Origin of the sequence: Pseudomonas fluorescens (genome assembly GCF_902497995.1) — a bacterium.
Lineage (GTDB): Bacteria > Pseudomonadota > Gammaproteobacteria > Pseudomonadales > Pseudomonadaceae > Aquipseudomonas > Aquipseudomonas fluorescens_BK.
The window spans coordinates 1-14,039 of record NZ_CABVII010000007.1 but is presented as its reverse complement, the minus strand read 5'-3'; the positions used below and the strand labels follow the sequence as shown (position 1 = coordinate 14,039).

The 14,039-nt window shown below is 59.0% G+C and carries 12 protein-coding genes and 1 pseudogene; 5 read left to right on the top strand and 8 right to left on the bottom strand.

Annotated elements, in window-relative coordinates; all coding sequences use genetic code 11:
• Positions 1-497: 497 nt before the first annotated feature.
• Positions 498-3,392, top strand: coding sequence for a ribonucleoside-diphosphate reductase subunit alpha (locus F8N80_RS10125; protein ID WP_150783795.1), 2,895 nt, complete (start codon positions 498-500; stop codon positions 3,390-3,392).
• 103 nt (positions 3,393-3,495) lie between these two features.
• Here F8N80_RS10125 and flgE read toward each other — a convergent pair whose 3' ends face one another.
• The 6 genes from flgE to F8N80_RS10095 form a co-directional block, all read right to left on the bottom strand.
• Positions 3,496-4,809, bottom strand: a complete 1,314-nt coding sequence (flgE, locus tag F8N80_RS10120; RefSeq protein WP_150783794.1) for a flagellar hook protein FlgE — start codon at positions 4,807-4,809, stop codon at positions 3,496-3,498.
• Positions 4,810-4,840: 31 nt separating this feature from the next.
• Positions 4,841-5,563 (bottom strand): flagellar hook assembly protein FlgD, encoded by a 723-nt coding sequence (flgD, locus tag F8N80_RS10115; protein ID WP_150783793.1) that lies wholly within the window; start codon positions 5,561-5,563, stop codon positions 4,841-4,843.
• A gap of 15 nt (positions 5,564-5,578) precedes the next feature.
• Positions 5,579-6,022, bottom strand: a complete 444-nt coding sequence (gene flgC / locus F8N80_RS10110) for a flagellar basal body rod protein FlgC (RefSeq protein ID WP_150746747.1) — start codon at positions 6,020-6,022, stop codon at positions 5,579-5,581.
• 3 nt (positions 6,023-6,025) lie between these two features.
• Entirely contained in the window at positions 6,026-6,433 is a 408-nt protein-coding gene (flgB, locus tag F8N80_RS10105; protein WP_150783792.1) for a flagellar basal body rod protein FlgB, read from the bottom strand.
• A 370-nt stretch (positions 6,434-6,803) separates the two neighbouring features.
• Entirely contained in the window at positions 6,804-7,631 is an 828-nt protein-coding gene (gene cheR / locus F8N80_RS10100) for a protein-glutamate O-methyltransferase CheR (RefSeq protein ID WP_150783791.1), read from the bottom strand.
• A gap of 46 nt (positions 7,632-7,677) precedes the next feature.
• Positions 7,678-8,610, bottom strand: a complete 933-nt coding sequence (locus F8N80_RS10095) for a chemotaxis protein CheV (RefSeq protein ID WP_150746750.1) — start codon at positions 8,608-8,610, stop codon at positions 7,678-7,680.
• A gap of 81 nt (positions 8,611-8,691) precedes the next feature.
• On the opposite strand from F8N80_RS10095, the gene flgA reads away from it, so the two are divergent.
• The 4 genes and pseudogenes from flgA to F8N80_RS10075 form a co-directional block, all read left to right on the top strand.
• Positions 8,692-9,453 (top strand): flagellar basal body P-ring formation chaperone FlgA, encoded by a 762-nt coding sequence (gene flgA, locus F8N80_RS10090; RefSeq protein WP_150783790.1) that lies wholly within the window; start codon positions 8,692-8,694, stop codon positions 9,451-9,453.
• A gap of 181 nt (positions 9,454-9,634) precedes the next feature.
• Entirely contained in the window at positions 9,635-9,961 is a 327-nt protein-coding gene (gene flgM, locus F8N80_RS10085; RefSeq protein WP_150783789.1) for a flagellar biosynthesis anti-sigma factor FlgM, read from the top strand.
• A 48-nt stretch (positions 9,962-10,009) separates the two neighbouring features.
• The gene (locus F8N80_RS10080; RefSeq protein ID WP_150746753.1) at positions 10,010-10,477 is read left to right on the top strand and encodes a flagella synthesis protein FlgN; all 468 of its coding nucleotides are present in this window, start codon (positions 10,010-10,012) and stop codon (positions 10,475-10,477) included.
• A gap of 207 nt (positions 10,478-10,684) precedes the next feature.
• Positions 10,685-10,804: pseudogene (locus F8N80_RS10075) on the top strand (pilus assembly protein PilZ); the annotation flags it as partial.
• Between the two features lie 62 nt (positions 10,805-10,866).
• Here F8N80_RS10075 and F8N80_RS10070 read toward each other — a convergent pair.
• Together F8N80_RS10070 and F8N80_RS10065 are read right to left on the bottom strand one after the other, a co-directional pair.
• The gene (locus F8N80_RS10070; RefSeq protein WP_150783788.1) at positions 10,867-12,243 is read right to left on the bottom strand and encodes an MFS transporter; all 1,377 of its coding nucleotides are present in this window, start codon (positions 12,241-12,243) and stop codon (positions 10,867-10,869) included.
• A gap of 70 nt (positions 12,244-12,313) precedes the next feature.
• Positions 12,314-13,555 carry a glutamine synthetase family protein gene (locus F8N80_RS10065; protein WP_191632901.1) on the bottom strand — a complete coding sequence of 414 codons (1,242 nt, stop codon included), beginning with the start codon at positions 13,553-13,555 and terminating at the stop codon, positions 12,314-12,316.
• Positions 13,556-14,039 lie beyond the last annotated feature (484 nt).

Below are 14,039 nucleotides of genomic sequence, written 5' to 3'. Positions count from 1 at the left end.
TTGGCCGATTGTATAAACGCCACTCGCCGAGAACACAAGCCGGCAAATGCGTTCGGCCCAGTCGGTTTTTTGTGGTAGGGTTCGCGCCCTTAAAAATCCAACAGACCGTTTTCAAACATTGAAAATCCGTGAAAAACGGTCCGCTCCAGTGGAGTCGCGGCCTACACGCACGTTCCAACTTTCACACACAATTTACGCACAGGTTTATCCACAGGTAGTACGTTGCAACACCCCCTAAAACGCATTATCTTGTACCCCGGCGCGAAAAAAACCCTACATGTAGGGTTTTGCATAAAAAACCCAACACAAAGCAGACACCGATTTCAAGCGCTTTTATTGCCTCTGTCCGGTTGACCAAACGTATTTTCGAAAGACCAGACCGTGCGTGCGGATGGCTACTGTTCTTGAGCCGAAAACGGCGATAACGGTACGGGTGTTGCAGTCAGTTACTGTCACTCAAAAGAATCCAAACATAGAGAATGTGGAGACAACCCCCCATGCAAACCGACACAACTCGCGAGAACCCGCAGGGTACCTTGCCGCAGGCCGCTGATTCGACTTCGGATCTGTCCGCGACCGCGCCGGGTCAACTGCGCGTGATCAAGCGAAACGGCACTGTCGTTCCTTACACCGATGACAAGATTACCGTCGCGATCACCAAAGCGTTCCTCGCAGTTGAGGGCGGCACCGCTGCCGCTTCGTCGCGAATCCACGACACCGTTGCCCGCCTGACCGAACAGGTCACCGCGACCTTCAAGCGTCGCATGCCATCGGGCGGCACGATCCACATCGAAGAAATCCAGGACCAGGTCGAACTGGCCCTGATGCGTGCCGGCGAGCAGAAAGTGGCTCGCGACTACGTGATCTACCGTGACGGCCGCTCGAAAGAACGCGCCGCCCACGCACCGGCCGAGGCCGCGGTCGATGCTCACCCGTCGATCCGCATCACCCGCGCCGATGGCACGTTTGCACCGCTGGACATGGGTCGCCTGAACACCATCGTCACCGAAGCGTGCGAGGGTCTTGCAGAAGTCGACGGCGACCTGATCCAGCGCGAAACCCTGAAGAACCTGTACGACGGCGTGGCCCTGACCGACGTCAACACCGCCCTGGTGATGACCGCCCGTACGCTGGTCGAGCGTGAGCCGAACTACTCGTTCGTGACCGCCCGCCTGCTGATGGACACCCTGCGTGCCGAAGGCCTGAGCTTCCTGGAAGTGGCCGAAAGCGCGACTCACCACGAAATGGTCGACCTGTACGCCAAGGCGCTTCCAGCCTATGTCGCCAAAGGTATCGAATTCGAATTGCTGAACCCGGTCCTGGCCACCTTTGACCTGGAAAAACTCGGCAAGGCAATCAACCACGAGCGCGACCAGCAGTTCACTTACCTGGGCCTGCAAACCCTGTACGACCGCTACTTCATCCACAAGGATGGCGTGCGTTTCGAACTGCCGCAGATCTTCTTCATGCGCGTGGCCATGGGCCTGGCGATTGAAGAAAAGAACAAGGAAGACCGTGCGATCGAGTTCTACAACCTGTTGTCGTCCTTCGACTACATGTCCTCGACCCCGACCCTGTTCAACGCCGGCACCCTGCGTCCACAGCTGTCGAGCTGCTACCTGACCACCGTGCCGGATGACCTGTCGGGCATTTATCACGCGATCCACGACAACGCCATGTTGTCGAAATTCGCCGGCGGCCTGGGCAACGACTGGACCCCGGTTCGTGCGCTGGGTTCGTACATCAAGGGCACCAACGGCAAGTCCCAGGGCGTTGTACCCTTCCTGAAAGTGGTGAACGACACCGCCGTTGCCGTCAACCAGGGTGGCAAGCGCAAAGGCGCTGTCTGTGCCTACCTGGAAACCTGGCACATGGACATCGAAGAGTTCATCGAGCTGCGCAAGAACACCGGTGATGATCGTCGTCGTACCCACGACATGAACACTGCCAACTGGATCCCTGACCTGTTCATGAAGCGTGTCTTCGATGACGGTCAGTGGACCCTGTTCTCGCCATCCGAAGTGCCGGACCTGCACGACCTGACCGGCAAGGCCTTCGAAGAGCGCTACGAGTACTACGAAGCCCTGTCCCAGTACCCGGGCAAGATCAAGCTGTTCAAGACCATCCAGGCCAAAGACCTGTGGCGCAAGATGCTGTCCATGCTGTTTGAAACCGGCCACCCATGGCTGACCTTCAAGGACCCGTGCAACCTGCGCAGCCCGCAGCAGCACGTCGGCGTGGTTCACAGCTCGAACCTGTGCACCGAGATCACCTTGAACACCAACAAGGACGAAATCGCCGTTTGCAACCTGGGCTCGATCAACCTGCCGAACCACATCGTCAACGGCAAGCTGGACACCGTGAAGCTTGCACGCACCGTGAACACCGCCGTGCGCATGCTCGATAACGTGATCGACATCAATTACTACTCGGTGCCGCAAGCGAAGAACTCCAACTTCAAGCACCGTCCGGTCGGTCTGGGCATCATGGGCTTTCAGGATGCGCTGTACCTGCAGCACATTCCTTACGGCTCCGACGCTGCCGTCGAGTTCGCCGACAAGTCGATGGAAGCGGTCAGCTACTACGCGATCCAGGCTTCCTGCGACCTCGCGGACGAGCGTGGCGCCTATGAGACGTTCCAGGGTTCGCTGTGGTCCAAAGGCATCCTGCCGCTGGATTCGCAACAGATCCTGATCGAGCAACGTGGCCAGCAGTACATCGATGTCGACCTGAAAGAATCCCTGGACTGGGCGCCGGTTCGTGCCCGCGTACAGAAAGGCATTCGTAACTCCAACATCATGGCCATCGCACCGACCGCCACCATCGCCAACATCACCGGCGTGTCGCAGTCGATCGAACCGACCTACCAGAACCTCTATGTGAAATCGAACCTGTCGGGCGAATTCACCGTGATCAACCCGTACCTGGTTCGCGACCTGAAGGCTCGCGGTCTGTGGGACTCGGTCATGATCAACGACCTGAAGTACTACGACGGTTCGGTGCAGCAGATCGAGCGTATCCCGCAAGAACTCAAAGCGCTCTACGCGACCGCCTTCGAAGTGGACACCAAGTGGATCGTCGACGCCGCCAGCCGTCGCCAGAAATGGATCGACCAGGCTCAATCGCTGAACCTGTACATCGCCGGCGCTTCGGGCAAGAAGCTGGACGTGACCTACCGCATGGCCTGGTACCGTGGTCTGAAAACCACCTACTACCTCCGTGCCCTGGCCGCGACCAGCACCGAGAAGTCGACCATCAACACCGGCAAGCTGAACGCGGTTTCCAGCGGCGGCAACTATGGTGACGACTCGGTCCAGGCAGCGCCTGCCGGCCCTGCTCCAGTGCCAAAGGCGTGCGCCATCGACGAGCCGGATTGCGAAGCTTGCCAATAAGCTGAGCCGGTAGGCGCCGAAAGGCGCTTTACCTGGATAACCCCCGATCAGTCCTCTGGATTGTCGGGGGTTTTCTTTTGCCCGGAGGAATGTGGTGGCCGACCTACGCCATCTGAATGATGGTCTGCATGATGGTGCTCTGGGTGGAGATGGTCTTGGCATTCGCCTGGTAGTTGCTCTGCCCCTTGATCAAGTCGACCAGTTCGTTGGTCAGGTTGACGTTGGACTCTTCCAGGGCGTTGGATTCGATCACCCCCAGGGTACCGCTTTGCGCCGAATCAAAGCCGGGAATGCCCGACGCATAGGTTTCTTTCCAGCTGGAGCCGCCCACAGGCTGCAAACCTTGTTCGTTGGTGAAGCTGGCCAGCGAGATCTGACCGATAGCCTTGGTCTGGTAGTTGCTGAAACTGGCCAGCAACACCCCGCTGCCGTCGATGGTCAGGCTGGTGATCTGGCCGGTGGCGTAACCGTCCTGGGCAGGAATCGAACGCGCGGTATCGGCGTTGAACTGCGTGGTGTTGCCCATCGAGATGGTCAAGCCCTCCGGGTTGTCGTCGGCGCCGTTGGCTGCCCACACGCCATCGGTCACCTTGCCGGGAATCCAGCCTGTGATCTTCAGGTCAGGGCTGACGATCGGTGTCGGGGTGGCCGGAGTGGTCACCGAAACCAGCTTGCCTGAGGCATCGAACACCATGGTCGAAGCGACCGGTGGGGAAGCTGCAAGAGCAGGGTCACTGCCATTGGGATTGCGACCATCGATCAGGGTGTAGGTCTTCCAGGTATTTGCGTCAGTCTTGACCATGAATTGATCCATGGTGTGCTGGTTACCCTGACTGTCGAAAATCGGGGTGCTGAACTGCTTTGTGAAGGTTGCCGCCTTGGTCGGATCGAATGTAAGGGTCGGATCGATCACCGGTTCTGTGGAGTTCAGGTTGATTGTCGACGACACGGTGGCGGTAGTTTTCGGCGCCAGGCTCGAGGTGTCGATGCGCAGGTCGGTCAACACACCGTTCTGAATCTTGCCATTGGCATCCACACCGTAGCCCTGCAGACGCGAAGAGCCGTCGGTGTTGGTGACGTACCCTTCCTTGTCGACCTTGAACGTACCGGCACGGGTGTAGGACAGCGAACCGCCGTCATTGAGTACGAAGAAGCCGGAGCCGTTGATGCCCATGTCCAACACGTTACCGGTGTTGCTGATGTCGCCCTGGGTGAACTGCTGGGCAACGTTGGCCAGCCGCACCCCGCTACCGATGGCCTTGCTGCCGGTACCCAGCTTGCTCGCCGAGTAAACGTCCTGGAATTCGGCACGGGACGATTTGAAACCGGTGGTCGCGACGTTGGCGATGTTGTTGCCGGTCACGTCCAGTTGTTTGTTGGCTGCATAGAGACCGCTAAGGCCGATATTGAAAGACATATTCCACTCCTTTGTGCCGTGTTAGTCGGCTCTACATACCAATGGTTTGTACTTTGGACAGGGCGATGCTGCCCAGCCCGGCCAGGTTGAGCATCAACTCACCGCCGGTCTGGCTGATGGTCACGCTGTTGACGGTCGCCGGCAGATGGGTGATCAGCGCCACGGCTTGATCATCGATGGTGGTCGCAGCGGTGAAAGTGTACGTACCCGACTCAACCGTTTTGCCTGCATCGTCCTTGCCGTCCCAAATAAAGCTGGCATTGCCGGCCGACTGACTGCCCAGGTCGATGGTGCGAACGGCTTTGCCGTCCTTGTCGGTAATTCTCAAGGTGGCACCAGCCACTGAATCCGGGATCACCACCGTGCCGGTCATACTCTTCGACGTGTCGACCACGGCTTTGTCGCCCGGCGCGATGACCGAACGCCCCACCAGCGACGAAGCCTGCAATGCCTGGGACGAGTTGTAGTTGCCGGCAATGCCCGTCACTGTGTCGTTGAGCGCGGTGATCCCCTCCAGGCTGCTGAACTGCGCCAACTGAGCGACGAACTCGCCGTTGTCCTGCGGCTCCAGCGGGTTCTGGTTTTTCAGCTGCGTGACCAGCAGCTGCAGGAATGCATCCTTGCCCAGGGCGTTTTTGCCGGTGGCGCTGTTCGTTGCCGACCCCAGGCCGTCGGTGCTGGTGTTTGTCTTGATCGAGGAGTTGGCCAGGATGTCGTTGAGGTTCAAACCACTGGTGGTATCAATCACACTCATCTGAGTCGTCCCTTATCACTGACCGAGGGTCAGGACCTTCTGCATCATGGTCTTGGCGGTGTTCATCATTTCGGCGTTGGTCTGGAACGAACGGCTCGCGGAAATCATGTCGGCCATTTCTTCCACCACATTGACGTTGGGGTAGTAGACATAGCCCTTGGCGTCGGCCGCCGGATGGTTCGGCTCGTAGCGTGCGTCCAGATTGCTCTGGTCTTCGACCACGCCCAGCACTTGCACGCCCTGGCCGGCAGCGTCCTGGTTCTGGAACAGCGAATCGCTGCCGCCACTCTGGGCGCCCTGAAACATGGTGGCGAACACCGGATGACGCGCGCGGTAGGTCTGGTCGATGCTCGACGAGACGGTCTCGGCGTTGGCGATGTTACTGGCGACGGTGTTCAAGCGAGTGGTCTGGGCACTCATGCCGCTGCCGGCAATGTTGAAAACGCTGGCGAGGGACATGAATCATTCTCCACGAAGGGCTGAGATCAACCCTTTGAATTTGCTGTTGAGCAGGGTGAAGCTGGCCTGGAAGTTGACCGAATTTTCCGCATAGGCCGATTGCTCAAGCTGAGCATCCACGGTGTTCTGGTCGATCGACGCTTGCATCGGCGTGCGATACAGCAGCGATTCAGCGCCATTACCCAGGCCTTCGGCTTCGATATGACGGTTGTTGGTCATATTCAAGGCGAAAGAGCCGCCCTTGGTCTTCTCGTTCTGCTCGGCGAGCACTGTCGAGAAGTCCAGGTCCCGAGCCTTGTAGTTCGGGGTGTCGGCGTTGGCGATGTTGTTGGCCAGGACTTCGGCACGCCGGGCGCGAAAGCCCAGGGCCTGTTCGTGGATACCGAGCGCTTTATCGAAGCTGATGCTCATGTCGCGTACCTTCGGGTGACCTGATTTTTCGTAGGATGACTTTTGCAAAAGCAAGCGTCGTGCCAAATCAAGAAGCGCCCGTAAACCGGGGCTTTGCGGGCAGTGGCAAGCCGGCAATGCCAGAAAAGCGGCAACCGGTATCCGCTGCCTGCCGCTTTTCTGCCGCTTGACATGGCTAAAGAACACACATGGCCCTGTAGGAGCGAGGCTTGCCCGCGAAGGCGTCGTGTCAGTCGATATCAACATTGCTGACACACCGCCTTCGCAGGCAAGCCTCGCTCCTACAGGGTCATGTGGTGTTGATGGGATATTGGCAGGCATAAAAAACGGGAGTCGCTGAGGACTCCCGTTTTTTGATGCTGCCAGTCAATCACTTCGCCTGGTAAATGATCCCCGGACTGCACTGGACCATCTGGTAATGATCCGGCAAACCGTTCAGTGCTTCGGAAGCGCCCAGGAACAGATAACCGCCGCGCTTCAAGGTCCCGTGAATCCGCAACAGGATGTCTTTCTTCAACTGGGCGGAGAAGTAGATCAACACATTGCGGCAGAACACAATGTCGAACTTGCCCAGGCTCGCGTAGCTGTCCAGCAGGTTGAACGAGCGGAACTCCGCCCGGCTCTTGATCGGTGCCTTGATGGCCCAGCGCCCCGGCCCTTTGGGGTCGAAATAACGCTGCAGGCGTTCGGGTGACAGACCGCGGCCGATGGCCAGGCTGTCGTACTCGCCGCTCTTGCAATGGGTCAGCATGGTGCCTGACAGGTCGGTGGCAACGATCTGCACCCCCATTTTCAAGTGGCCCATGTTGACCCGCTCGAACTCATCGATCGACATCGACAGCGAATACGGTTCCTGCCCCGACGAGCACGCCGCCGACCAGATCCGCAGGCGCTGGCCAGGGGCGCTCTTGATCGCTTCGGGCAACACCTTGTTCTTCAACACTTCAAACGGATAGGTGTCACGAAACCACAGGGTTTCGTTGGTGGTCATGGCATCCACCACCCTCTCGCGCAAACCGCTGCGCGGCTGGGTCTGGATGCGCTGGACCAGCTCACCCAGGGACTTGATGCCTTGCTGTTCCATCAGTTTGTTGAGACGGCTCGAGACCAGGTACTGCTTGTTTTCACCGAGCAAAATGCCACAGGCTTTTTCCAGGAAGACCCGGAACTGTTCGAAATCCAAATTACCCGTAGACAAAAATGCCGCCTCTTAAATCGTGTTGACCGCCAGGGGCAGAAGGCCCCTAGCGGATGTCTGCTGCTTTGATCCGGTCGACTACCCGGGATGCCAGGTCATCAGGATGGAATTTTGCAAGGAAATCATCGGCACCGACTTTCTTGACCATCGCCTGATTGAACACACCCGACAACGAAGTATGCAGGATGATATGAAGCTTTTGCATGCGCGGGTCGTTGCGGATCTCGGCCGTCAGGGTGTACCCGTCCATTTCCGGCATTTCGATGTCGGAAATCATCATCAGGAACTCTTCCTCCGGCTTCTTGCCCTCCTCGACCAACTTGCGCAGGTAATCCAGCGCTTGCCGGCCGTCGTTCAACGCCACCACTTCGACACCGACCGTTTGCAGGCAACGCGAGACCTGCTTGCGCGCCACCGACGAGTCGTCGACCGTCAACACGCGCAAGGACAACGCCTTGTACCGGGTGTCGACATCCACCACGCCGACGGAAATCGCTTCCGGTGTCGGCGCCACTTCCGCCAGCACCTTTTCGACGTCGATGATTTCGACCAGCTGATTGTCGACCCGGGTCACCGCCGTCAGGTAATGATCGCGCCCCGTGCCCTTGGGCGGCGGATGGATCTCCTCCCAGTTCATGTTGACGATGCGCTCCACCGAGCGCACCAGGAAACCCTGGGTCTTGGTGTTGTACTCCGTAATGATCACGAAGGGATTGCTTTGATCACGCAACCGACCGGAACCGGTCGCCATCGCCAGATCGAGAATCGCAATAGTCGCCCCACGAATACTCGCCACACCGCACACGACAGGATTGGACTTGGGTATCAGGGTCAGTTTGGGGCATTGCAGCACCTCACGAACCTTGAATACGTTGATCCCATACAGCTGCTGGCCGTCGAGACGGAACAACAACAGCTCAAGGCGATTCTGCCCAACCAGTTGCGTGCGTTGATTTACCGAATCCATTACACCAGCCATGCCCAGACTCCTACACCAACGCCAAGTGTGTTGCGACGCGCATTCATCAATAAACGGCACGGCGCTTGCTTTTTAAGGCTTATGAACACAGACCCGACATTTTTCCGACGCCTGACCTCCAACTGCCACCCATGGTGCGGCGTGCTGGCGGCCGTGTGCCTGTTCAACGCCGGCAGCCCTGCCATTGCTGACACGGTTACCTTGCCTGACAGGCTTATCGGCGTCACTCAGGGTTTTCTTGAATTCACCGTTGAAGACTATCTGGCGAGCAGCCAGACGGAAGGCCGTTACGAGATCCAGGTCAACCCGCTCGACCCGCGCCTGCGCATGCCGATGTGCGACAAGGAATTGACAGCCACCCTCGAGAGTCCGGCCAGGCCGCTGGGTCGGGTCACGGTCAAGGTTCGCTGCGAGGGCGCCTCCCCCTGGACAGTCTTCGTGCCCGCTCAAGTACGCCTGTTTCGCGACATTGTGACCACCACCCGCCCCCTGCGTCGCACGGGTATTGTCGAGCCCGAAGACGTGACCTTGCGTGAGCGTGACATCAGTCTGATCAATCAGGGTTACCTGACCTCGGTCGATCAGGCGATCGGGCAGAAACTGACCCGACCCATGGTCGCTGACCAGGTCATTACCCTGGTGCATCTGGAACAGGCTGAAGTCATCAGCAAGGGCGACCAAGTGATGATTACCGCCCGCAGTGGTACGCTCAGCGTGCGCATGCCGGGTGAAGCACTGTCCAACGGCGGCATGCGTGAACAGATCCGAGTGAAAAACCTCAACTCCCAGCGGGTCATCAAGGCGCAAGTCATCGCGCCTGGCCAGGTGGAAGTGGCCATGTAGGGTCCTCTGTCGGTGGACTCCGTGTGGGTGAAGATGTAGCGCGCCACCCGACTGTTCCCTAAACTGTGCGCCATGCAGGGCACGCGCTGACGCGCGCAATCTCATTGAGAAATGGGCCTAAAGTTTTGCCGGGTATGGCCGAAAACATGGCAAGCGTCCAAATACCCAGAGGTTTATGATCATGGTCATCGATATCAACCGATTGAACAGCTCCTCGTTACCGACGGGCAGTACACGTACCAGCGCTGCCAGGGAAACTGCCGAAACCGGCAAATCCGCGCCGCGCAGTACCCCGGCCGAACAGGCCAGTACCGTCAAGAGCGGGGAATCGGTACACATCAGCAACGAGGCTCAACAGTTGCAGAAGGCCACTAACACGCTGCGCGATCAGCCTGCCGTCGACAAAGCCCGAGTGGCCGAGTTGAAAGCAGCGATTGCCGATGGCAGCTACAAAGTCGACAGCAACCGCGTCGCCAGCAAACTGCTCAACTTCGAAGCCCAGCGCTAGGCCACGGCCCGCGCCAGGCTTTTGGACGCTTAAACCCCAAGGCCAGCCATGCACGACACTCATCTGCTGCAATTGATCACCGACGACTTTGCTCCCGCACAACACTTGCTGCAGTTGCTGCAAACCGAATCCGTCGCCTTGCACGGTCGCGACATGCCGCTGCTCGAAGAGATTCTGGCGCAGAAACAGGCATTGATCGTTCTGCTTGAACAGCATGGCCGCAAGCGCAGTGAGATCCTCGCCAGTCTCAACCTTCCCACCAACCGCCAGGGCCTTGAGCAACTGGCCAGCCAGTCGAGCATCGGTGATCAATTGCTGGTGCAAAGCGATGTGCTGACCGACCTTCTGGCCCAATGCCAGGCCGCCAACCTCAACAATGGCCAGTCTATTGTGATGCAGCAGGCTGCCACGGCCACCCAGCTGAAAATCCTCACCGGCGGCGAGCCGCCAGCGCTCTACAATGCCAGCGGATCATTCTCCACGCTTGTGAAGCCGCGCCCGCTCAGTCAGGCTTGAGCCTGCTGCTGAGCACGCCCTATCAAGACGCGAAACACGCTGGCAAAATGATGGCTAGCCGCAGTCATATTTTGTCTGGAGATTGATGAACCGTGCCCAATGCCTTAGCTCCGCAGCCACCCAAGGTGCTTACCACGCCTCTGGAGATCTCCGGCAACCTGGCGATACCCGCTGCTACCGCGATACCTGCACTTCGAAGAAAGAATCTCTACCACCTTCGCCGGTGTACGCTTTCACAACATGAGCGGATTGGTGCAGCGTCAGGTCGAGCGGTTCGTCTATCAGCTTCAGCGCGAAGCGCGGCGCTTCGACAAAGACGATCTTTGACACGGCGCTCCAAAAAAACGGGCAGCCCCTTGCGGTGACTGCCCGTTTTTTGTGCCCGGATGTTAAGGCCTGGCCTCGGAAAAGCTTTGCTCACGGCCCAGGTCAGCGTCATCCGGGGACGAATCGGCTTCAGTCTGCGGTTCACGCTCAGGCGCGGGGTCTGGTTCAGGTTCGACCGGGTTCTGCATCTGCTCCTGCACCACCTGCTCATCGACCCGTGGATCGAGGCACACCACCAGCGGTGAACTCGACATACTGTCCGGCATGGCGACGTGATGCAGCGGCGCATCGTCCACCTGGTGCAGATTGGTGACCGCTTTGGGGCGAATCCGCCATACCAGCACCAACGCGAAGAAACTGAAGAAGGCATACAGCATCTGGCTGCCGAACAGCTTCATCAGCACCCCCGCCACCAGCGGTCCGATACTGGCGCCGACGCCATAGGTCACCAGCAGCATCGCCGTCAGGGATACCCGACGATCACCTTCGACATGGTCATTGGAGAACGCCACCGCCAACGGATACAGGCAGAACTGCACCAACGAGCAAAGGAAACCGGCGAGGAACAGCACCTCCAGCGGCACCTGCTTCATGATCGCCAGCGGCAATGCAGCCAGTGCGAGACTGAAGGCAAAACAGCGGATCAACAGCGCCCGGTCATAACGATCGGACAGCCACCCCAGCGGCCACTGCACCAGCAGGCCGGCGAAAATGCAGCTACCCATGAACAAACCGACTTGCTCCGTGGACAAGCCTTGCTGCGAGGCGTACAGCGGCGCCAGACCGTAGAACGAACCGACGATCAACCCCGCCCCCAGCACCGTGCTCAACGATTGCGGCACGCGCTTGATGAAGAACCGTGGTTCCATCGGCGCCGGGTGCAAGGCCGCCGGGTGAATCCGCTGGGTCAGGGTCACCGGCACCAGGCACAGGGCGAAGCACAGGGCGACCAGCATCAGCAACTCCAGGCCCAGCCCCGGATGCATGACCAGAATCAGCTGGCCCAACACCAGCCCCAGGTATGACGCGATCATGTAGCCGCTGAACACGATGCCGCGTTGCTTGGCTTCCGCCTGCTCGTTGAGCCAGCTTTCGATGACCATGTACTGGCACATCATGCCGAGGCCGACGATGACCCGCAGAAACAGCCATGCGGGCAGCCAGTCCACCAAGCCATGGCCAAGCACCGCCGCACCGACGATCCCGGCACACGCCGAATAGGCTCGAATATGCCCGACCCGCGCAATCAGCCGATGGCCGATCTTGCCACCCAGCACCAGGCCAAAATAGTTGGCCGCCATCAACGCACCGACCCACAGGCTGTCGACATGATCGGCGGCCAGGCGCAAGGCCAGGTAAGTACTCAGCAAGCCCGAGCCGATCAACATCATCAGCGAGGCGAAATATAACGCTCGAAAGGGTTTCCAGATTTGGCGCATCGGCGTTCCGAGCGGCTCCTTGCAGTGAGAAACGGGCTAACCGAAAAGATAGCCCGAAGTCGACGAATCGTCAGGCCTGGGCCGCTAAAACACGCCGTTCCCAGGGAGTAATTTCATCAAGAAAACTGGTCAACTCCAAGGTCTTCGAAGCGATGTAGCCTTCGATGAACTCCTGGCCAAACAGTTCCTTCGCCAATTGACTACGTGTCAGACGCTCGAGGGCGGCATGCAAGGTACACGGCAATAAAAGATTATCCGGCACCTCGAATTCACCCTGAATCGCCTCGCTCGGCTGCAGTCGATTTACGATGCCATATAACCCCGCCGCCAGGCTCGCGGCAATCGCCAGATACGGATTGGCATCCGCCCCCGGCAAACGGTTCTCGACCCGACGGGCGAGCGGCGAACTGGCCGGAATGCGCAAACCGGCCGCCCGGTTGTCGTGGGACCAGCAGGCATTATTCGGTGAGGCGAACGGATGGCACAAGCGCTGATAGGAGTTCACATTCGGCGCGAACAACGCGGTGAAGTCCGCCATGCCCGCCTGCTGACCGGCAATGAAGTGACGGAAGGTCGCGGTCGGCTCACCGCTTTCGTCGCTGAACACGTTACGCCCGGTGCCGATCTCGACGATGCTCTGGTGAATGTGCATCGAACTGCCCGGCGTGTGCGCCAGCGGTTTGGCCATGCAGACCACGATCAAGCCATGCTTGAGCGCGACTTCCTTGAGCAGATGCTTGAACAGGAACGTCTGGTCGGCCAGCAGCAACGGATCGCCGTGCAACAGGTTGATCTCGAACTGGCTGACGCCCATCTCGTGCATGAAGGTATCGCGCGGCAAGCCCAAGGCCGCCATGCATTCATAGACTTCCCTGAAGAACGGCCGCAAGCCATTGTTGGAACTGACGCTGAAGGCCGAATGACCGTCCTCGCGACGACCGTCCAGGCCTACCGGTGGTTGGAAGGGTCGAGTCGGGTCGTTGTTGGGCGCGAAGACAAAAAATTCCAGCTCGGTTGCCACCACCGGTGCCAGGCCGAGGGCTGTGTAACGCGCGATGACGGTCTTCAGCTGGCCGCGGGTCGACAGACTCGAGCGGTCGCCGGTCAACTCATCCGCATCACAAATGGCCAAGGCTCGCGGTTGCTTGCTCCAGGGCAAACGGTGGATCTGCTCAGGATCGGCCACCAACGCCAGGTCGCCGTCATCGCTGCCGTAGAAACGCGCTGGCGGATATCCGCCCATGATGCATTGCAGCAGCACCCCTCGCGCCATCTGCAAACGTCGCCCTTCGAGAAAACCTTCGGCGGTCATTACCTTGCCACGGGGTACGCCATTCAAGTCCGGCGTGACACATTCAATCTCATCAATGCCCGTCAATCGCTGCGCGAGTGAACGCTGGCCATCGGTCGTCATGACGCAATCCTTGTTATTGTGCGAGCCGCGAACGGCGACCCGTACAAAATAGGCTCCGCGTGTTCGGAATATCAAGCACCGGCACACAAATACTTCATGGCGTATACGCAGCCCCCCCTGTAGGAGCCGGCTTGCTGGCGAAAGCGGTGGTTCAGTCGACATCTTGGCTGGATGTGAAGACGCCTTCGCTGCGGTGCGGCGATCCACAAGCCAGCTCCTATGTATGGACTCGCCCCCACTGTCTACCCGCTTTCAAAAAAAACTGCCGCCCCGTTGCATCTATGTATTAGGCCTATTCGAGGAAGCCGTCATCGGCTTCTGGCCAAAATTGGAAGAGCTCGTGGCATGCCGATTACAGTCAGGCCTCGAAGGCCAGTAGGAG